Genomic DNA, 19,579 nt, shown 5'->3' on the forward strand with positions numbered 1-19,579 from the left:
AAGGAGTTACGCGGCCAGCGTGCCCGGCAGCACCGCCCGCGGTCCGAACTTCGCCCGCGCGCGGTCCGCGACCTCCTCGATGCGGCGGACCTTCTCGTCCACGGGGTCGAGGGTGAGCTGGTACGACGCCTGGTCGGCGGGGGTCAGCCCCTCGGCGCGCAGGGCGAGCGCGCGGACCCGGGCGCGCTGGAGGCCGAGGGCCTCGTACATGCCGTAGGCCGCCTTCGTCAGGGCCGCCGAGTGTGCGGTCGGTTCCTTCAGGGTGCGGCTGCGGGTGGTGGAGATGGGGGTCCCCCCGCTCGAGCCTGTTCGAGAGTGGGGGAGGTCGGCGTAGCGGACGGTGAGGGTCAGGGTGCGACAGACCTTCTCCGCCGCGCGCAGCCGGGCGCCCAGTTCCTCCGCGGCGGACAGAAGTGCCCTGCGGTGCCGGTCGGGGTCCAACTCGTCGAGGTCGAAGGGGCGTTCGGCGGCGAGAATGGGGGTCCCCCCGCTCGAGCGAAGCCGAGAGTGGGGGAGGGAGGCCGCGTTCGGGGCGACCCGGCCGCGGTCGACGCCGTTCGCCTTCTCGCGCAGCTCACGGCCCGCCTTCGCGCCGATCAGCCGCTGGAGCGTGGACAGCGGCGCGGCGGCGACGAGGCCGAGGGTGTCCAGGCCGTACTCGCACAGGGTGCGGGCGGTCGCCGCGCCGACGCCGGGCAGCGCGGACACGGGCCGGGCGGCGAGGAACTCCGCGACGGCGTCCGGCTCTTCGGGCACGGCGCAGGTCACCCCGGGCCGCGCTTCGCGCAGCGCCATACAGGCCAGCATCGGGCCCGGCCCGGCGCCGATCACGCAGTCGACGCCGTACAGCGCGAGCGCCCGGACGCGGATCACCGCCGCCAGTTCGACGGCGCTGCGCCCGAAGTAGCGTTCGGCACCCCGGAGATCGGCGAGCGCCCCGTCCGGGGGCAGCGCCTCGACGACCGGGGTGAACTCCCCCAGCAGGCCGAGCAGCCCGGGCAGGGCCGCCTCGTGCATCGGCGGCAGCTGGAAACGTACGCAGAGAATGGTCATCCCGCACTCCCCGGACTCTGGTGCCACAACTTCCGTGCCGTAGAAGGCCCTTGTGAGGCCTCCTGACCCGCCGGGCGCAGATCGGCCCACGGGTGCAGTTCGTATCCGGTCGGCAGGTGGATGCGGCGGCCGTGCGTCGGATCCCCGCCCGTCGCCCCCTCCGGCACGGGCGCCGCCAGCCGGGCCGCCACCTCGTCCAGGCCGCCCTCGGCGCGCAGTTCGGCCAGTTCGGCGAGGTTCCAGGCGGCGGAGCCCACCACGCTGAGGCTGCGCGGACCGCGCCGCTGCACCACTCCGCGCACCAGCAGCAGCCAGGAGTGGAAGACGGTGTGCGCGCAGGCGTCGTGGGAGTCGTCGAAGAAGGCGAGGTCGACCAGGCCCGTGCCGTCGTCCAGCGTGCTGAAGATGACCCGCTTTCCGGACCGGATCGGCGGGGTCTGGGTGGCCGCCTTGGCGCCCGCGACCAGCACGGCCTCCCCGTGCCGGGCCGCGCGCAGCCGGCGTGCCGAGACCACACCCAGCTCGTCGAGGAACTCCCGGTGGTCGTCCATCAGGTTGCGCGAGACGTCCATGGACAGCACGCCCAGCTCGGCGCTGAGCCGCTCCGCCGAGGTCAGGTCGGGCAGCCCGGCCGAGGCCGTCTTCCGGCCGCCGGCCGGGGGCACTTCCCACACGTTAAGCAGTGAGGGAGGGAGCTGGCCGCCGCCCGCACCCCGGGCGCCCCGGTGCAGCTCGGTCAAGTGCAGTTGCAGGTCACGGCGGTTGGCGCCGAAGGCGTCCAGTGCGCCGACCTGAGCGAGCCGCCCGGCGAGCGGCCGGCTCGGGCGGGCCCGCTCCCAGAAGTCCAGCAGGGAGGCGTACGGCTGCCCGTCCGCGATCCGCTTCGCCTCGGCCTCGCTGATGCCGTGCACGTCGGAGAGGGCGAGCCGCAGCCCCCACACCCGAGGGGATTCAGACACCAGTTCGATACGGTGTGCGACCCCCGACACGTTCACGTCCAGCGGCAGGATCGGCACCCCACGCCGCCGCGCGTCCGCCAGCAGCAGCCGCTTCGGGTACATCCCGGGGTCGTGCGTGAGCAGCCCGGCGTAGAAGGCGGCCGGATGATGGGCCTTCAGCCACGCCGACTGGTACGTCGGTACGGCGAAGGCGACCGCGTGCGCCTTGCAGAAGCCGTACGAGCCGAACGCCTCGATGGTCTCCCAGGTCCGCTGAATCGTTTCCGCGTCGTATCCGTGCGCCGCCGCGTGCTGCGCGAACCACACCTTGATCCGCCCCTGCGACTCCGGGTCGGACAGCCCGCGCCGGACGCGGTCCGCCTCGCCGCGCCCGCAGCCGGTCATGATGGCGACGATGTCGATGATCTGCTCGTGGAAGACGACGACCCCGTACGTCCCCTTCAGCGGCCCCTCCAGGTCCGGGTGGGGATAGCGCACCGGCGCCCGGCCGTGCCGCGCCTCGATGAACGGCCGCACCATGTCGGCGGCGACCGGGCCGGGCCTGAAGAGCGAGATGTCCACGACCAGGTCGTGGAAGGTGGCCGGCTGGAGCCGCCCCACCAGGTCCCGCTGGCCCGGCGACTCGATCTGGAAGCAGCCGAGCGTCTCGGTGGAGCGGATGAGCCCGTACGTCGCCGGGTCGCCCGGCGGCACCGCGTCCAGGTCGATCCGCTCGCCCGTCGCCCGCTCCACCTCGGCGACCGCGTGCGCCATCGCCGACTGCATCCGCACACCGAGCACGTCGAGCTTGAGCAGCCCGAGGTCCTCCACGTCCTCCTTGTCGAACTGCGACATGGGGAAGCCCTCGCCGCTGGTCGGCACCACCGGCGTACGGGCGAGGAGGGAGGCGTCGGACAGCAGCACCCCGCACGGGTGCATGGCGACTCCGCGCGGGAGGGCGTCGAGGGCCTCGACCAGCTCCCACAGCCTGCCGTACTTCTCCTTCTCCCCCGCCAGCTGCCGGAGTTCGGGCAGCTCCTCCAGCGCGGCGCGGGCGTCCCGGGCCCGGATGTGCGGGAAGGACTTGGCCAGACGGTCGATCTCGGCGGGGTCCATGGACAGGGCGGCGCCGACGTCCCGGATGGCGTGCCGGACGCGGTACGTCTCCGGCATGGAGACGGCCGCGACACGCTCGGTGCCGAACCGGCCGATGATCGCGCGGTAGACCTCCAGGCGGCGCGCGGACTCCACGTCGATGTCGATGTCCGGCAGCACGACCCGCTGCTTGGACAGGAAGCGCTCCATCAGCAGCCCGTGCGCGACCGGGTCGGCGTGCGCGATGCCCAGGAGGTGGTTGACGAGAGAGCCGGCACCAGAGCCGCGCGCGGCCACCCGAATACCCATCTCCCGTACGTCATCGACAACTTGAGCAACAGTCAGAAAGTAGGAAGCAAAGCCGTGGTGGGCGATGATGTCCAGCTCGTGGTGCATCCGCTCCCAGTACTCCCGGCGGCCGGCGTAGCCGTACCGCAGCATGCCCGCCGCCGCCCGGGAGGCGAGCGCCCGCTGGGCGGTGCGGCGGCCGGCGCCGACGAGGTGCGCCTCAGGGAAGTGGACGGTCCCGATACCGAGATCGTCCTCGGGATCGACGAGACACTCGGCCGCCGTGGCCAGGGTCTGCTCCAGCAGCCGGTGGGCGGTGTCGCGCCGGTAGCCGGCCGCCTCCACCACCCGCTCGGCGAGCTGGAACATGGCGTCCGCGCCCTTCAGCCACGCCTCGCCGGAGTCCAGCTCCTTGCCGGGGTCGATCGGGACCAGGCGGCGGGCGGCGTCCAGGACGTCGGCGACCGGGCCCTTGCCGGGGTCGGCGTACCGGACGGCATTGCTGAGCACCGGCCGGATCCGCTGCTCAGCGGCGAAGCCGACGGTACGGGCGGCCAGGCGCAGGGAGCCGGGGCCGGTGCCCGTGCGCCCGTGGCAGACGGCCTCCAGGCGCAGGGCGTCGCCGTAGACCTCGCGCCAGGGGGCGAGCAGCTTCGCGGCACGGTCGGGACGGCCCGCGGCGAGGGCACGCCCCACGTCGGAGGTGGGCCCGAGCAGGACGGTAAGACCGTCGGCACGATGGCCGGACCAGGGAAGAAGCGGCGTGCCCTCGACGGCGTGGGCGGCGGTGACCAGGCGGCACAGGTCCGCCCAGCCGCGGGCGCCGTCCCGGGCGAGGAAGGTCACCCGGGGTGCCGACTCGTCGACAAAGGCACCACCGCGCACGGGGGTACGGCGCCTCTCACGCCCGTGTACGCCTTCCGCCTCCGCCACCGCCACCGCCACCGCCACCGCCACCGCCAGGTTCACGCCGAACAGCGGACGGACGCCCGCCTTGGCGCAGGCCTTGGCGAAGCGGACCGCGCCGCCGAGGGTGTCGCGGTCGGTGAGGGCGAGGGCGTCCATACCCCGTTCCCCGGCGCACTCGGCCAGCCGCTCCGGGTGCGAGGCGCCGTACCTCAGGGAGAACCCGGAGACGGTGTGCAGATGCGCGAAGCCCGGCACACGCACCTCCCGCACTCGCGAGCCCCGAACGGCTCTCGAACATCAGTTCCACTCCCGCACTCCACCATACCCCTTTCCGAACATGTGTGCGACATTCGTTCGAGCGCCTTCCACCTGCACAAACGCCCGGCCGACCGGGCCGCGGGGGACGCCGAAAGTCCCGCCCCTCGCGCGCGGGGCGGGACCTCGTGGAGCGGGTGGTACTGAAAGTACGTAGAGCGGGTGGTGTCGGGTGGGTCAGCCGATCTGGGTGCCTGTGGCCTGCAGGGCCGCGGTGACCGGCTGGAAGAAGGTCTCGCCGCCGTTGGTGCAGTCGCCGCTGCCGCCGGAGGTCAGGCCGATGGCGTTGCTGTCCGAGAAGAGCGAGCCGCCGCTGTCACCGGGCTCGGCGCAGACGTCGGTCTGGATCAGACCGTTGACCGTGCCCTCCTGGTAGTTCACGGTGGCGTTCAGGCCGGTGACCTTGCCGTCGTGCACCTTGGTCGTCGAGCCGCTGCGGCTCACCTTCATGCCGACGGTGGCCTCGGCGGCGCCGGTGATCTTCTGGCTGGAGCCGTTGTACAGGTCGACCTCGCTCGGATGGTCGACCTGCGAGGTGTACTTGACCAGGCCGTAGTCGGTGCCCGGGAAGTGGGACTCCGCGTTCTGGCCGACCTCCTTGCCGCTGGAGTCCGTCCAGGTGGAGATGGCCTCGGTGCAGTGGCCTGCGGTCAGGAAGTACGGCTGCCCGTCCTTGACCACGTTGAAGCCGAGCGAGCAGCGCCCGCCGGAGCCGGTGATGGCGTCGCCACCGGCGATGAAGGGCTTGAACTCTCCCTGGGAGCGCTTCAGTTCGGCCTTGGCGCCGAGCCCCTCGACCACCTTGCCGAGCTTGGTCCACTGGGCGCCGGACACCGTCTTGTCGGCGGTGACGACTACCTTGTTCGTGACCGGGTCGGTGGCCCAGGACGTGCCCGGGATGGTCGCGTCCTTCTTCAACTCCGTGCGTGCGCCGTTCAGTTCGGCCAGCGAGTTGGCGACGATGCGGGCCTTGGCGCCGGCCGCCTCGACGGTCTTGGCCGCGGTGGCGTCCAGCACGTTGACGACGAGGCTCTTGGCCTGGGCGTCGTAGTAGCTGCCCGCCACGTCGGAACCGAGGTCCTTTTTCAGAGCAGAGGCGAGTGTTCCGGCCGCCGGGGCCGACAACAGCCTCGGTTCCGGAGTGGACTTCGCGGACTCGCTGGCGTTCGCACTCTGCAAGCTGACACCCGCTGCGACCAGGGCGGCGATTCCCGCTCCGGCCACGGCGGCCCGCCGCCTGGGTATGCGTCGGTGCTTCAACTCATGTCCTCCTGTGGGGGGTCGGCCCAGGAGGTTGTGGGGACCTCGCGGACCGGAAGGCTGGTTGACGGGCGCCTACTATTCCGAGGTCCACAGCGGACACACAAGGCCGGATTCCGGACGCGTGGACGGGCACGCCGCGCACACTCGACTCACTTGACCGAGGACAGTCATCCCAGGGGAATTCGCACTGCAAACACTACGGGCGAGTAACTCTTCACAGGACAGTCACCGTTGCCCCTGGCCTGAATTCGTCCTCCGGCCGAGGATCGGCAAGAGAAAGCCCCCGTACGCCGGTTGCGTACGGGGGCTTTTGCGAGGTTCGTCAGCCGACGCTCACGCCGTACTTGCTCAGCGCCTCGGTGACCGGCTGGAAGAAGGTCGTACCGCCGGAGGTGCAGTTGCCGCTGCCGCCGGAGGTCAGGCCGTAGGCCACGCTGCCCGCGTAGAGCGGACCGCCGCTGTCGCCGCCCTCGGCGCAGACCGTGGTCTGGATCAGGCCCTTGACGATGTCACCGCCGCCGTAGTTGACGGTGGCGTTCAGCGCGGTGACCCGGCCGCTGTGCGTGCCGGTGGTGGAACCGCGACGGTAGACGGTCTGGCCCACGCTGGGCGTGGCCGCGCTGGAGATGGTCTGGTTGCCGACCGTGCTCGGGTGCGAGATCGAGGAGTTGGTGTAGCGCACCAGGGCGAAGTCGTCACCCGGGAAGCTGTAGCCCACGTTGGTGCCCAGCACCGTGGTGTGGCTGGAGTTGCTGTACCAGGTGGAGGCGACTTGGCCGCAGTGGCCGGCGGTGAGGAAGTAGTACGTGCTGCCGCTGTGCACGTTGAAGCCGAGCGAGCAGCGGTACTGGCCACCGTAGATGGCGTCGCCACCGCTGATCAGCTTGTTGAACTTGCCGGAGGTGTGCTTGATGGTCAGCGCGCCCGCGTCGGCGCCCGCCTGCCGCTTGATCTTGGCGATCTCGGCCTTGGACACCGTGTTGTCGACGGTGACGACGACACGGTGGGTCTTGCCGTCCACCACCCAGGCCGTGCCGGGAACGTCCGCCTTGAGGACGGAGTCGCTCGCCTTGCTGAGCTGGGTCGCGCTGAACGTGTGGGCGTCGCTCGCGTTCGCGGTGGGGGCTGCGAACGCGGCTGCGGCCAGGAAACCGCTTGCCACGGCGATCAGCCGGGTCCGTCTCGCCGTACCGCTGTGGGGAGTGGTGCGCTTGATCCTCACTTTTCGTTCCCTCCCAGGGGAAGTCGGGGGCCCGCGTGGGGTCGGAAGGCCCGTGAGGCGCAGCCAAGGGCCGGCCCGGGATTCCCGAGACCGCTTTCCCTTGACAAGGCGCTGAGGGGGAGTATTCGGCTGCACGGCCGGTCGCCACAAGGGCACCTTTCGGCCGTGCAGCCTTCAACTGTCCTACAGGTTACGCGTTTTCAACCCGCCGAATGCCACTACGGCTCCGCCGCGCGCCTAGTAGATGCTGACGCCGTAGGCGCTGAGCGCCTCGGTGACCGGCTGGAAGTACGTCGTGCCGCCGGTCGTGCAGTCGCCGCTGCCGCCGGAGGTCAGGCCGATCGCCTTCGACCCGTCGTACAGGGGCCCGCCGGAGTCGCCGGGCTCGGCGCAGACGTTGGTCTGGATCATGCCGTTGACCGTGCCGCCGCTCGAGTAGTGGACGCTGACGTTGAGCGCGGTGACCGTGCCGCCGTGGGTGCCCGAAGTGGAGCCGGTGCGCTTGACGCTCTCGCCGACGTAGGCATCGGCCGCGCTGTAGCCGCCGGTGTGGCTGAGGGCGGTGTTGTCGTAGCGGACCAGGGCGTAGTCGTTGCCGGGGAAGTCGTACTTGATGGTCGGGCCGATGAGCGTGGTGTGGGCCTGGTCGGTGTACCAAGTCTTGGCAACCTTGCCGCAGTGGCCCGCGGTGAGGAAGTAGTACGTGCTGCCGCTGACCACGTTGAAGCCGAGCGAACAGCGGTACTGGCCGCCGTAGATGGCGTTCCCGGCGGACACCAGCGGCCGGAAGGCCCCGGCGGAGTGCCGGACGTCCACGGCGCCCCGGTCGGTGCCCGCGGCCTTCTCGATGCGGGCGATGCCGGCCTTGGTGACCGTGCTGTCGGCGGTGACGACAACGCGGCCGGTCGCCTGGTCGGTGTACCAGGCGGTGCCGCCGACCGCGGCCTTGGCGACGTTGTCCGAGACCCGGGCCAGCTGGGCCGCGCTGCGGACGTGGGTACCGGCCGCGCCCGCGGTGGGGGCTCCGGCCAGGGTCGTGGCGATGAGACCTGCGGCGATGGCGAGCAGTCGGGTGCGCTTGGCTCTCACTGATCCTCCTCGTGGGAAGCGGAAGGCCGGGCCGGGGGGTGAGGACCCGTAAAGCGCTTGCATGGCGTGTTCCTGACATGCGCCCCAGTGAGAATGCCGCCGGAAGGCCGGGCGCACAAGAGAGGCGCAGGAGCCTTACGGAAAAGGGGAGTTCAGGGAGTTCGGCCCAGAACGCGCTCCCCCGCCTCGATCGACACGTCCAGGGTGTTCCCGGGCGGCGGGAAGGGGCAGACGAAGTGGTCGGAGAAGGCGCACGGCGGGAGTTGGGCTCGGTTGAAGTCCACCGTCGTACGGCCGTCGGCACCAGGGGCATGCGGGTAGAGGAAGCGGAGCCGGTAGCTGCTGTCGCCGCTGGTGGCGTCGGCGAACACCGCCCACAGCCGGCCGTCGCCCTGCCGGGCGACCTGGAGCGTCAGGTCCTGTCCGGCGAGGGTGAAGGCGAGTTCCCCGGCCAGCGCGAGCCCGCGCCGGCGCTTGTCGGCGTTCCCGACGCGCACGGTGCGCGAGGCGTCGTACGGCGTGAAGCGGCCCGGCACCGACCAGCGCGGGTCGTACGTGGTGGCCTCGACGCCCCGGAAGTTCCGGCGGACCTCTGCGTCGGGGTCGTAGACCCGCACAGCCGTAACGCCGTCGCGCCGCAGCACGGGCAGCCACTTCTCGCCGAATTCGACCCGCGCCTCGGCCGCCGAGCTCTGGTCGGCGGTGAGCCTGACCTCACCGGAGAAGGATCGGCCTTCCACGGTCAGGCCATCGGCCTCGGTGGCCGTCAGCACCACGGAGTCCCCGTCGGCCACCCAGATCCCGGGAATGTCCGGAAGTCGCCCCTCCGGATAATCCTCCAGCCAGTGGGTGGCGGTCAGTAGGTCAGGCCCAGGCGCTCGCGCAGGGTGCCGCCCCCGCAAGGACGGCGACGGCGCCCAGCCGTCATAGCGTTCAAGCGTTGACCGTCAGCAGCCGTCACACGGGCAGCAGCAGTCGCACCCGTCGCAGCAACCGCCGTCACACCCGTCGCACGGACAGTCGCAGTCCCGGCAGCAGCCTTCCCGCTTCTTGCGCGACCAGGGCCCTTCGTACTCCTCGGCACAGCACATCTGGCACGAGCAGCACAGCAGCAGGAACATCCCGCAGCCGGGCAGGAAACTCCGGGGCTCCTTGGGCTTTTCGGAGTGGTGCGGGACGCCGGGGACGTACGGCCCCACCGGACCCGGCTGATGCGTCGCGCAAACCGGCACGGTGCCGAACGCCCGGTCCACCGAGCGGCCCAGCTCGTGCACGAGCAGCAGATGGGCGAGCCTGCCGTCCGCGAACTCGGTCTCCCGCAGGGCGAGTCGGATGCCGTGCAGGGCGTCGTCGGCGAGCCGGCGGGCCTCGGCGAGGGAGGTGCCGGTGGCGGCCAGGGGGTTCCAGGCGCCCGTCTCGGCGTCGGCGTGCCGGTCCTCCACGGCGTCCAGGAGGTGGGCGAGCCGCCCGAAGAGCCGCCCGGCCTCGGCGAGGGGCTCCGCGTTGGCCGGCCGCCCGGCGAGCACCGCGGTGTGCGCGAACGCGGCGGCGGTCGCCGTCTCGGTCGGCTCGGTGACCGTCAGGATCGGGGTGCCGTGACCCGCGAGGGCCTCGATGCCCACCTGCCGGTCCACGGCGTCGACGAGCAGCCCGGTGTCGAACCCGACCGCCGAGCCGCTCCGCGCCCCCGCCCGACCCCAGCTCGCGGCGACCCTGCGCGCGGCAGCCGCGACGGGCGCCCGCGCCAGCAGCCCGTCCCGGTCCACGACATGGTCGCGGACCTTGGCCGAGGCGAGCACCAGCGAGACGGCTGCGGCGAGCCGCGCTCCCTCGCCCTGGGCGACGGAAGCGGTGCGCATGCCGCGCAGTGCGCACGGCCCGGCGGTGCGCCGCGATCCGCTCGCCTGCCCCGCCTGAGCCTCCGTCAAAACCGATATGAGAAGCCCATCATAGTTCGTCACAACACGAGCGAACTGTCCGTGGTCCCGGCGCAGCGCGAGACACAGTCCGCACAAGTGCGCCATCCACTCGGCCTTGAGGCTCTGCCCCAGCCGGTGACTGCATGGCCTGACGATTCCGAACACCGTTGATCCCCCCGTGACCTGATGGGACGTTCACTCGGACGCACCGCGTCTCACCCATCCGCCGAAAACAATCATATTTCACTCACAGTCAGCAGCCGTATGTGTCACGACCCTTGGGACACAAGGAGTCTCGACGTTTGGGCTGTGCACCAGTACCGTCACAAACCCCCCGCGCGGCGACTATCCACTTGGCGCGCCGTCCGCATCATGGATGACCATAGGGATGCGATAAGCAAGAGAGACCGCTGTGAGAGGAGGCGTCCATGGGATCGGTACGCAAGGCGAGTGCGTGGCTCGGCCTCGTCGACGACAACGATGACGAGCGCTACTACGACGACGACTACAACGAGGGGACCGAGCCCGGCGATGCCTGGGTCACCGACCCCCGGGTGAAGGTGGCGACGGACGTCGCCGAGGAGAAGGGCCGCCGGATCGGCACGGTCACCCCGGACAGCTTCCGGGACGCGCGTGCCATCGGCGAGCTGTTCCGCGAGGGCGTTCCGGTCATCATGAACCTGACCGCCATGGAGCCGGCCGACGCCAAGCGCGTGGTGGACTTCGCGGCCGGACTGACCTTCGGGCTGCGGGGCACGATCGAGCGGGTCGCGACGCGGGTCTTCCTGCTGACGCCCGCGAACACGGAGATCATCACCGGCGAGCCGGCGGCCCGCCGCGAGGACGGCTTCTTCAACCAGAGCTGAGGCAGGGCCGCTCGCCGGCCCTGCCCCGCTCCTGGGGTCAGCGGAAGGCGTCGAGCCCGGTGAGCGCCTTGCCCAGCACGAGCTGGTGCATCTCGACGGTGCCCTCGTAGGTGAGCACCGACTCCAGGTTGGTCGCGTGCCGCATCACGGGGTACTCCAGGGAGATCCCGTTGGCACCGAGGATCGTCCGCGCCGTACGGCAGATCTCGATCGCCTCGCGGACGTTGTTGAGCTTGCCGAAGCTGACTTGCTCAGGACGCAGGCGGCCGGCGTCCATCCGCCGCCCCAGATGGTGGGCGAGCAGGATCCCCTTGTGCAGTTCGACCGCCATGTCGGCGAGTTTGGCCTGGGTGAGCTGGAAGCCGCCGATTGGCCGCCCGAACTGCTCCCGCGTCTTCGCGTACTCCAGGGCCGACTCGAAGCTGCTGCGCGCGGCGCCCATCGCGCCCCAGACGATGCCGTAGCGGGCGTGTGAGAGACAGCTGAGCGGGCCGCGCAGGCCGATGCCGTCCGGCAGGGCGGCGGTGGCGGGCAGCCGTACGTCGTCGAGGACGAGTTCGCTGGTGACGGAGGCGCGCAAGGACCACTTGTGCTTGATCTCGGGGGCCGAGAATCCGGGGGTGTCGGTCGGTACGACGAAGCCGCGGATCCCTTCCTCGGTCTGGGCCCAGACGACGGCGACCCCGGCCACGGACCCGTTGGTGATCCACATCTTGCGGCCGTTGAGGACCCAGTCGTCGCCGTCGCGCTTGGCGTGGGTGCGCATGGAGGCGGGGTCGGAGCCGATGTCGGGCTCGGTGAGGCCGAAGCAGCCGATCACCTCGCCGGCGGCCATGCCGGGCAGCCACTCCTGCTTCTGCTCCTCGCTGCCGAACCGGTGGATCGCGTACATCGCGAGGGAGCCCTGCACGGAGACCAGGGAGCGGATGCCCGAGTCGGCGGCCTCCAGCTCAAGGCAGGCGAGGCCGTACTGGACGGCGGTGGCCCCGGCGCAGCCGTACCCGGTGAGCGACATGCCGAGGGCGCCGATGCCGCCGAGTTCGCGCGCGAGTTCCCGGATCTCGGGCAGCTCGCCCTTCTCGTACCAGTCGGCGATGTTCGGCAGCACGCGGTCGGCCGCCCAGTTGCGGACCGTGTCCCGGACGGCCAGGTCCTCCGGCTCCAAAAGGTCGTCGAGCCCGAGCGGGTCGGCGGCATCGAACGGGGGCAACTTCGCGGACGCGGACATGGAAACACCCTCCGGCACACTGAGACGCAGTGAAAACTAGCGACGCTAGTTACAACTCGCGGCCGACGTTACGGTGCCACGTCCCGCACGTCCAGAGCCGCCACGGGGACCCTGGGCTGCACAACCTCCACCGGCGCGACCTCGGCCTCCCGCGGGGCCGGCAGCTCCACCTCGGGCTGCTCCCCGCACTGCATGATCCGCGGCAGCCGCAGGGCCATCACCGCACCGAGCAGGAGCAGGCCCGCGCTCACCAGCAGGGTGACATGGAGCCCGTGCACGAAGGAGTCCCGGGCCGCCTGCCGCAGCGCGGCCCCGGCGGAGCCGCCGAGCCGGTCGGCGACGTCGTAGGCCTCGCCGAGCGAGTGCCCCGCCGAGGCCGATGCCGTTGCCGGGACGCCCGGCACCGAGGCCAGACCGGGGGCGTAGGCCGCGTTCATGATGCTGCCGAGCAGCGCGATGCCGATGCCCGCGCCCAGCTGGTACGAGGTCTCGCCGATCGCCGCCGCCCCGCCGGCCTGCTCGGCCGGGGCCTCGCTCAGCATCGACTCGTAGGCGCCGAAGAGGGTGGTCTCCAGGCCGAAGCCGAGCAGCACGAAGGCGGAGAGCAGCAGGGCGGCGTTGTCGGTCGCGCCCATCGCCGTCAGTACGAGGACCGCGGCGGCGGTGAGGCAGAAGCCGAAGCACACCATGCGGCGCGGCCCGAAGCGGCGCAGCATCCGCGCGCCGGCCAGCCCCGCCGCCATCGCCGCGAAGGTCAGCGGCAGCAGCCTCAGGCCCGTCTGCAGCGGGGAGAGCCCGAGCACCAGCTGCAGGTACTGGGCCGCGATCAGCTCCAGGCCCACCAGCGCGAGCATCGCCAGCACGATGCAGCCCACCGAGGTGGTGAACGCGGGCCGCCGGAACATCCGCAGGTCGACCAGCGGATACGTCCGCCGGCCCTGCCGCCGTACAAAGAAGAAGAGGAGCGCCGCACCCGCGAGCAGAGGCAGGAGGGTGAACGGGCTCGCGGCCGGCTCCCCGCCGCCGAGCCGCTTCACTCCGAGGACGACACCGAACAGGCCGGCCGCCGCCATCAGCGCGCCGGCCACGTCCCAGGGGCCGTTGCGGTCGCCGCGGGACTCGGGCAGCAGCATCCGGCCGACCGGCAGGCTCACCAGCATCAGCGGGATGTTGACCAGGAAGACCGCGCCCCACCAGAAGTGCTCCAGCAGGAAACCGCCGAGCAGCGGCCCGACCGCCGCGCCGACGGCGGCCACCGCGCTCCAGATGCCGATGGCCAGCGCGCGCTCGCGCCGGTCGGGGAAGACCTGGCGGAGGATCGACAGGGTCGCGGGCATGATCATCGCGCCGCCGACGCCGAGCAGCGCGCGGGCGAGGATCAGCATCTCGGCGGTCTGCGCGAAGGCGGCCACGGCGGAGGCGACGCCGAAGAGGGTGTAGCCGAGCAGCAGGACGCGTCTGCGGCCGACCCGGTCGCCGAGGGTGCCGAAGAGGATCAGCAGCGAGGCGCAGACCAGCGGGTAGACGTCGACGATCCAGAGCAGTTCCACGCCGCCGGGCCTGAGGTCCTCGGTGACGGCGGGGACCGCCACGTGCAGCACGGTCGCGTCCAGGGCGACGAGCAGCAGGCTGACACAGAGGACGACGAGCACGACCCAGCGGTTGGACCCGGGGTGGGCACCGGCCCCGGCCGCCCGACGGCGCTGCCGCACGGCAGCCGTGGTCGTCCCGGACATGTACGTACCTCCCAGATGTTCCCTCGCGCGGTGCGGGCCGACGGGGTGGGGAAGCCCTGTCGTACGGCCGGAGAGGAGCGGTGTCTCCGGCCCGCGCAAACCCACGCGGGTGACTCGTCAATGTACGCGAGTTCGCCTGGGGCACGCGTGGCGGACCTCTCACACGCGCGACCGAACCCGTGTGGCGTACGCCACTGCAGCAACCCTTGACCGCTCCCCGCCGTACGGTCCGCTCCCTGGGCCCGTCGATAATCGAGCCCGTGACCGATCTTGCGACGCCCGTGTCCCCGCCCCGCGCGACCCTGCTGCGCCGGGCGGTTCCGGCTCTCCTGGGCTACGCGGCGGTGCGCGCCCTGGGCCTGATCGTGCTGGCGGTGTGGAGCGCCGCGCGGGGCAAGAACGCGCACACCTTGCTGACCGCACGCTGGGACGCCCTGTGGTACTCGCGGGTCGCCGAGCTGGGCTACGGCTACGAGGTGCGGCTGCCGAACGGCGACGTCCACTCCAACCTGGCGTTCTTCCCGCTGCTGCCCTGGCTGGAGCGGCTGCTGCACGCGGTCACGCCGCTGTCGTACGCCGACGCGGGCTTCACGGTCGCCCTGCTCGCCTCGCTCGCCGCGGCCGGGGGGATCTTCGCGGTGACCGAGTGGGTCTACGGCCCCCGGGTCGGCATCTTCGCGGTGCTGCTGTGGGCGGCGCTGCCGGTCGGGATCGTGCAGTCGATGGCATACAGCGAGTCCTTGTTCACGGCGCTGGCCGCGTGGTCGCTGTACGCGGTGCTGACCGGCCGGTGGGTGAGCGCCGGACTGCTGGCGGCGCTGGCGGGGCTGACCCGGCCGGTGGGGGCGGCGGTGGTCGCGGCGGTGTGGGTGGCGGGCGCGATCTCCTTCGTGCGAACCCGGGGCACGGCCGTCCCGCAGGGCGCGCGGGACGGCGAACGCGCCCCTGTCCCGGAGGGCGACGCCTCCGCCGGGCGCACAGCGACACCGGACGGCGTGCACGACCAGCCCTGCGCCCCCTCCTCTTCTACTGGCGCTTCTACTGGTGCACTCCACACCACGCACGCCTCTTCCGATCCCACCAGCGCGCACCACTCGACACGCGCCCCTTCCGTCACCCCCGGCGCACAGGATCCGACACGCGCCCCATCCCCCACCTCCAGCGCCCCCGCGTGGCGTCGCGCCCTCGGCATGGTGCTCGCACCGCTCGGAGCCGCCGCTTATGTCCTGTGGGTCGGGCACCACACCGACAAGGGGCCGCTCGGATATCTGGACGTGCAGGCAGGGTGGCGCAACGGTTTCGACGGCGGGTACGCCTTCGCGCGCTTCGTCGGCGACAAATTCACGTCATTTCCGTCGGCCCTGGCCGGCGCCGGACTGGCCATCGGAGTCGCCCTGCTGATCTGGCTCTACGTGACCGGCGTACGCCAGCGCCAGCCCGTCCCCCTGCTGGTCTACACGGGTGTCGTCCTGGCGCTCGCGCTGTGCGCGTCGAGCTACTTCGGCTCCAAGCCCCGGCTGCTGCTGCCCGCCTTCCCGCTGCTGCTGCCGCTCGCCCGCGCCCTGGCCCGGTCGCGCACGTCCCGTTCGGTGCTGGTCACGGTGGGTGTGGCGGTGGCGTCGGCGATCTACGGCGCGTTCTGGCTGAACGGCTCCGGTCCACCATGATCAACTTTCGCTCAGGGTGAGCGAGCGGAGAATTCCACCCGATGATTCGGTGAACGAATTTATAAGCGCCTTATAACCGACACCCGGCATGATCAAAGGAATTGAAGGGACCAACCACACAGGATTGCGGAATCCTTGGAATTAAAGGCGCACCTGAGACGTTTCCCACATCACATCGTCATCACAAAGCCCCTGTTTCGACCGGGCGCACAGCTCACTCGCTGTAACGTCGATTGGGTGCGTACCGAACGAAACCTCACCCGGCGTCTGGACCGGGTGTTCGCCAGGCTGGACCGCGAGCCGGAACGAGCGGTTCAGATCGATGTGCCACGGATGAGCCGGCACCGGGTCGTGCTGTTCTCCGCGACCCTGGCTTTCTACCTGGCGATCGTATGGGCCGTGATCACCACCTCCTGGCTGGTCCGGCTCGACTGGCAGGTCATGTTCTTCCGGCCGTACCAGCAGTGGCCGCAGATCCACGCCTTCCTCGACTACTACGTGGTGCTCGGCCAGCGCGGCCCCACCGCCGTGATGGTCGCGGCCTGGCTCGGCTGGCGCTCCTGGCGGCAGCACACACTCCGCCCGCTGCTCACCCTGGCGGCCTCACTGCTCCTGCTGAACGCCACGGTCGGCGCCGCCAAGCTCGGCATGGGGCGGCTCGGTCCGCACTACGCCACCGTGATCGGCTCGAACGAGATGGGCCTGGGCGGCGATATATTCCCCAGCGGCCACACTGCCAACGCGGTGGTGACCTGGGGGATCCTGGCGTATCTGGCCTCCACCCCGAGGGCGCGCCGCTGGCTGTCCGCGCTGTCGGCGGTCACTTCGCTCGGCGTCGGCCTCACCACCGTCTACCTCGGTACGCACTGGCTGAGCGACGTGCTGCTGGGCTGGGCCGCGGGTCTGCTGATCATGCTCGCCCTCCCCTGGGTCGAGCCGCTGATCGCACGGACGGAGGCGTGGCTGTTCGACCTGCGCGACCGTGGGCGCGCGCGCCGCGGCCGGCCGGTCCCCGTACCCGCCGTGCCGGTCGCGCCGGTGGCGCTGCTCAAGCAGCGCACCGCGCCGGCCGAGCCGTCCGCCCCGGAGCGCGAGCCGGTCGCCTCGACCCGTGCCTCCCGGGGCACGATCCATCTGGCGGCAGGCCCGCACACGGCCCGCTCGGAGCGCACCCCGGTCACGCCGGCGGGCAGCAGGCGCCCGCCGCACCCCGCCGGTCTCCCGCGCGGCACGACCCAGCCGGCCCGCCCCCTGACAGGCGGCTGACGGCTCGGAGGGCGACGGGGCCCGGTACGCACCACCACCCCCGCGCCACGACGAAGGCCCCGCTTCCCGAAAGGGAGGCGGGGCCTTCGTCGTCCGTACGGTCATGCGGCGAGGAAGGTCAGCCCTTCCAGGCGCGGGCCACGCGGCCGTCACGCACCACGAAGTTCAGCCGGCCCACCAGGTACTCCATGGTGATGATCGCGTCGGGCGGAAGGGACCGCACCGTCGACCACCCCCGTTCCCGGGCGAGCTGTTCGGCCTGGCCGGCGTCGAGGCCGACGTACCCGTCCGGGCTGTCCTGGGGCTCCGCCGGCGGAGTGGGAATCGGTGCCATGCGGCCACGCTAGGCGGTATCCGGCGGCGGCGGAAGCCGGGCACCGCCGGGTAAGAATCGCATCAGAAGCCGGTCACACTTCTGTCACAGATTCCCGGCACCCCGTTCCACTCGAACTCCGTCACACGAACGAGGGTTTCCGTAGGGCTTACCGGCGTAATCAAGCGAAATTCAAGCACGCCGGAGCACCCCGTCCAATTGTCCGGCGGAAAGCGCCGAGAGGAGGACCGGAGCCGGTCCGGGGGCTCATTCCCCACCGGAATCCGGGGCGGTGTCACGGGAGCTGACGCCGGCTGGGAAATTCACGGTTCCCGCACATGCGGCCGTGCGCCCGTTGTCGGCGCGGACCGGGCCAGAGCCGCGTCGAGCCGGTCGCGCACCGTCCTGATGGTCTCGGTCAGCTCGGCGGGCTCCAGCACCTCGAACGGGAAGCCGAGCATCATGACGTGAACGACCATCACCTCCAGGTTCGCGGCGCCGCTGCGCAGGATGCACGCGTCCGTCCCGTCGGCCTCCAGCGTCCCGGCGGACGGTGAGATCCGCTCGGCGGCCTCGTGCAGCGGGACCAGCAGCCGGACGGCGGAGTGCGTGGCGTACGCGCGCGTGGAGACGCCCTGCGAGACGTAGGCGGCCAGGTCCTCGGCGGGCGCCTCGCGCGGAGCGAAGCGCGGTCCGTGCGGCGGCCTGGGGGTGATGCGGTCGACGCGGAACGTCCGCCAGTCCGCGCGGTCCACGTCCCAGGCGACCAGGTACCAGCGCCGCTCGGTGCACACCAGCCGGTGCGGTTCGACCGTACGCCGACTGGCGGCGCCCTCGTGGCTGCGGTACTCGAAGCGCAGCCGCTCGGTGTCCCTGCACAAGTGGGCGAGTTCGGTGAGCAGGGCCGGGTCGACGGGGGACGCGGGCGGACCGGGGCGCAGCATCGGCACGGTGAAGGCGTTGAGGGCGCTCACCCGGCGGCGCAGCCGGTTCGGCAGCACCTGTTCCAGCTTGGCGAGGGCGCGTACGGAGGTCTCGCCGATGCCCTCGATGCCCTGTCCGGCGGCGGTGCGCAGGCCGACGGCGACGGCGACGGCCTCGTCGTCGTCCAGCAGCAGCGGCGGCAGTTCGGCGCCCGCGCCGAGCTGGTAGCCGCCGCCGGTGCCGGGGCTGGCGTTGACCGGGTAGCCCAGCTCGCGCAGCCGGTCCACGTCCCGGCGGACCGTGCGCGGGGTGACGCCGAGGCGCTCGGCGAGTTCGGGGCCGGACCATTCACGGTGGGCCTGGAGCAGCGAGAGCAGACGCAGCAGACGTGCCGAGGTCTCCAACATGGGCGCGAGTCTGCCAGTGGATGAGGACAGCCGCTGTCCTCATTCGGGACAGCGGCTGCACCGGTCGGGCGATCGGCTCTCGCCGCCCGCTCAGAGGGCGAGGCGCTGGCCGGGCACGATCAGGTTCGGGTCGTCGCCGATGACCGCCTTGTTGGCGGCGTAGATCCGCTGCCAGGTGGTGCCGTACCGGGCGGCGATGGCGCTCAGGGTGTCGCCCTCGCGGACGGTGTAGTCACCGTGGGACGGGCTGCGGCCGGTGTGGCCCGCCGGACGCTCCGGCGCCTTCGCCGGTCGCTGCGGGGCTGCCTTGGTGGTGGCGCTGCTCTCCGTGGCGGTGTGCTGCGTGGCGGCGCTGTGCCTCGTCGCGCTCTGCTCGGCGGTGCTGTGCTCGGGCGTGCTCTTCCGGTCCGTCCCGGAGGACGAGGTCGACGGTGCGGTGCCGGAGGCTCCGGCCCGGGCCGCGCAGACCGGCCAGGCGCCCCAGCCCTGGGCGTGCTGAACCTTGGTGGCGACGGCGATCTGCGCGCTCCTGGAGGCCTGGTCGGCCCTCGGGGCGTACGCGGTGCCGCCGTACGCGCGCCAGGTGCCGGCGGAGAACTGGAGCCCGCCGTAGTAGCCGTTGCCGGTGTTGATGTGCCAGTTGCCGCCACTTTCGCACTGGGCGATGCGGTCCCACACTCCGTTGTCCGCGGCGGCGGCGTTGCCGGTCGCGGCCAGCAGCCCCAGCGGGGCGAGCAGTGCCGCTCCGGCGAGAGCGGCCGTCGTACGGCCCTTGCGGGCGCTGTCGGGACGAGCGGTGTAGCGGCTGGTATCGGCACACTCGGACATGTAATTCCCTCTCCACGAACCCGGGCTCCCCCAGGACGGAGCGCGTCTGCCCGCGCAGGACCGCGGTTCCTCGCGCCCGTCCCCGTCCGCCGCGGCCGGTGCCGTGATCATGCTCTTCCGGTGCCGGCCGGCGGACGTACCCGAGCGGTGCTCGTTGAACCCGGGCTCCCCCAGGACGGAGCGCGTCTGCCCGCGCAGGACCGCGGTTCCTCGCGCCCGTCCCCGTCCGCCGCGGCCGGTGCCGTGATCATGC

General features: G+C 71.7%; 15 protein-coding genes. 3 read left to right on the forward strand and 12 right to left on the reverse strand.

All coding sequences use genetic code 11. The features are described from left to right. Nucleotides 1-6: 6 nt before the first annotated feature. From ACWD35_RS04560 to ACWD35_RS04590, 7 genes are all read right to left on the reverse strand, one after another. Nucleotides 7-1,053, reverse strand: coding sequence for a DNA polymerase Y family protein (locus ACWD35_RS04560; RefSeq protein ID WP_451349651.1), 1,047 nt, complete (start codon nt 1,051-1,053; stop codon nt 7-9). Continuing rightward, the gene (locus tag ACWD35_RS04565; protein WP_451349652.1) at nt 1,050-4,538 is read right to left on the reverse strand and encodes a DNA polymerase III subunit alpha; all 3,489 of its coding nucleotides are present in this window, start codon (nt 4,536-4,538) and stop codon (nt 1,050-1,052) included. The genes ACWD35_RS04560 and ACWD35_RS04565 overlap by 4 nt, the downstream gene beginning before the upstream one ends. Before the next feature lie 237 nt (nt 4,539-4,775). Next, complete coding sequence (locus ACWD35_RS04570; protein WP_451349653.1) at nt 4,776-5,858, reverse strand: S1 family peptidase; 1,083 nt, start codon at nt 5,856-5,858, stop codon at nt 4,776-4,778. Nucleotides 5,859-6,183: 325 nt separating this feature from the next. After that, nucleotides 6,184-7,083, reverse strand: a complete 900-nt coding sequence (locus ACWD35_RS04575) for a S1 family peptidase (protein ID WP_451349654.1) — start codon at nt 7,081-7,083, stop codon at nt 6,184-6,186. A gap of 237 nt (nt 7,084-7,320) precedes the next feature. After that, entirely contained in the window at nt 7,321-8,172 is an 852-nt protein-coding gene (locus ACWD35_RS04580; RefSeq protein WP_451349655.1) for a S1 family peptidase, read from the reverse strand. 152 nt (nt 8,173-8,324) lie between these two features. Continuing rightward, nucleotides 8,325-9,074, reverse strand: a complete 750-nt coding sequence (locus tag ACWD35_RS04585) for a DUF1684 domain-containing protein (protein WP_451349656.1) — start codon at nt 9,072-9,074, stop codon at nt 8,325-8,327. 45 nt (nt 9,075-9,119) lie between these two features. Next, nucleotides 9,120-10,256 carry a DUF5685 family protein gene (locus ACWD35_RS04590; RefSeq protein WP_451349657.1) on the reverse strand — a complete coding sequence of 379 codons (1,137 nt, stop codon included), beginning with the start codon at nt 10,254-10,256 and terminating at the stop codon, nt 9,120-9,122. A gap of 263 nt (nt 10,257-10,519) precedes the next feature. Between ACWD35_RS04590 and ACWD35_RS04595 the strand changes: the two genes are divergently transcribed. Then, entirely contained in the window at nt 10,520-10,957 is a 438-nt protein-coding gene (locus ACWD35_RS04595; protein WP_451349658.1) for a cell division protein SepF, read from the forward strand. Nucleotides 10,958-10,994: 37 nt separating this feature from the next. On the opposite strand, the gene ACWD35_RS04600 is transcribed toward ACWD35_RS04595, so the two are convergent. Both ACWD35_RS04600 and ACWD35_RS04605 read right to left on the reverse strand, forming a co-directional pair. After that, on the reverse strand, nt 10,995-12,185 hold the full coding sequence (locus tag ACWD35_RS04600) for an acyl-CoA dehydrogenase family protein (RefSeq protein WP_451349659.1): 1,191 nt from the start codon (nt 12,183-12,185) through the stop codon (nt 10,995-10,997). A 68-nt stretch (nt 12,186-12,253) separates the two neighbouring features. After that, a complete protein-coding gene (locus ACWD35_RS04605) occupies nt 12,254-13,921 on the reverse strand; it encodes an MFS transporter (RefSeq protein WP_451349660.1) in 1,668 nt (555 codons plus the stop codon). Nucleotides 13,922-14,181: 260 nt separating this feature from the next. On the opposite strand from ACWD35_RS04605, the gene ACWD35_RS04610 reads away from it, so the two are divergent. Continuing rightward, entirely contained in the window at nt 14,182-15,588 is a 1,407-nt protein-coding gene (locus ACWD35_RS04610) for a hypothetical protein (protein ID WP_451349661.1), read from the forward strand. A 237-nt stretch (nt 15,589-15,825) separates the two neighbouring features. Further along, nucleotides 15,826-16,854: a phosphatase PAP2 family protein gene (locus tag ACWD35_RS04615; protein WP_451349662.1), complete on the forward strand. Its 1,029-nt coding sequence runs from the start codon at nt 15,826-15,828 to the stop codon at nt 16,852-16,854. A gap of 118 nt (nt 16,855-16,972) precedes the next feature. On the opposite strand, the gene ACWD35_RS04620 is transcribed toward ACWD35_RS04615, so the two are convergent. From ACWD35_RS04620 to ACWD35_RS04630, 3 genes are all read right to left on the reverse strand, one after another. Beyond that, a complete protein-coding gene (locus ACWD35_RS04620) occupies nt 16,973-17,188 on the reverse strand; it encodes a proteinase inhibitor I78 (protein WP_451349663.1) in 216 nt (71 codons plus the stop codon). A gap of 302 nt (nt 17,189-17,490) precedes the next feature. Continuing rightward, a complete protein-coding gene (locus ACWD35_RS04625) occupies nt 17,491-18,498 on the reverse strand; it encodes a helix-turn-helix transcriptional regulator (protein ID WP_451349664.1) in 1,008 nt (335 codons plus the stop codon). Between the two features lie 90 nt (nt 18,499-18,588). Further along, nucleotides 18,589-19,326 carry a transglycosylase family protein gene (locus ACWD35_RS04630; RefSeq protein ID WP_451349665.1) on the reverse strand — a complete coding sequence of 246 codons (738 nt, stop codon included), beginning with the start codon at nt 19,324-19,326 and terminating at the stop codon, nt 18,589-18,591. Nucleotides 19,327-19,579: the final 253 nt, after the last annotated feature.

It is taken from the genome of Streptomyces sp. NPDC002671, from assembly GCF_053592475.1.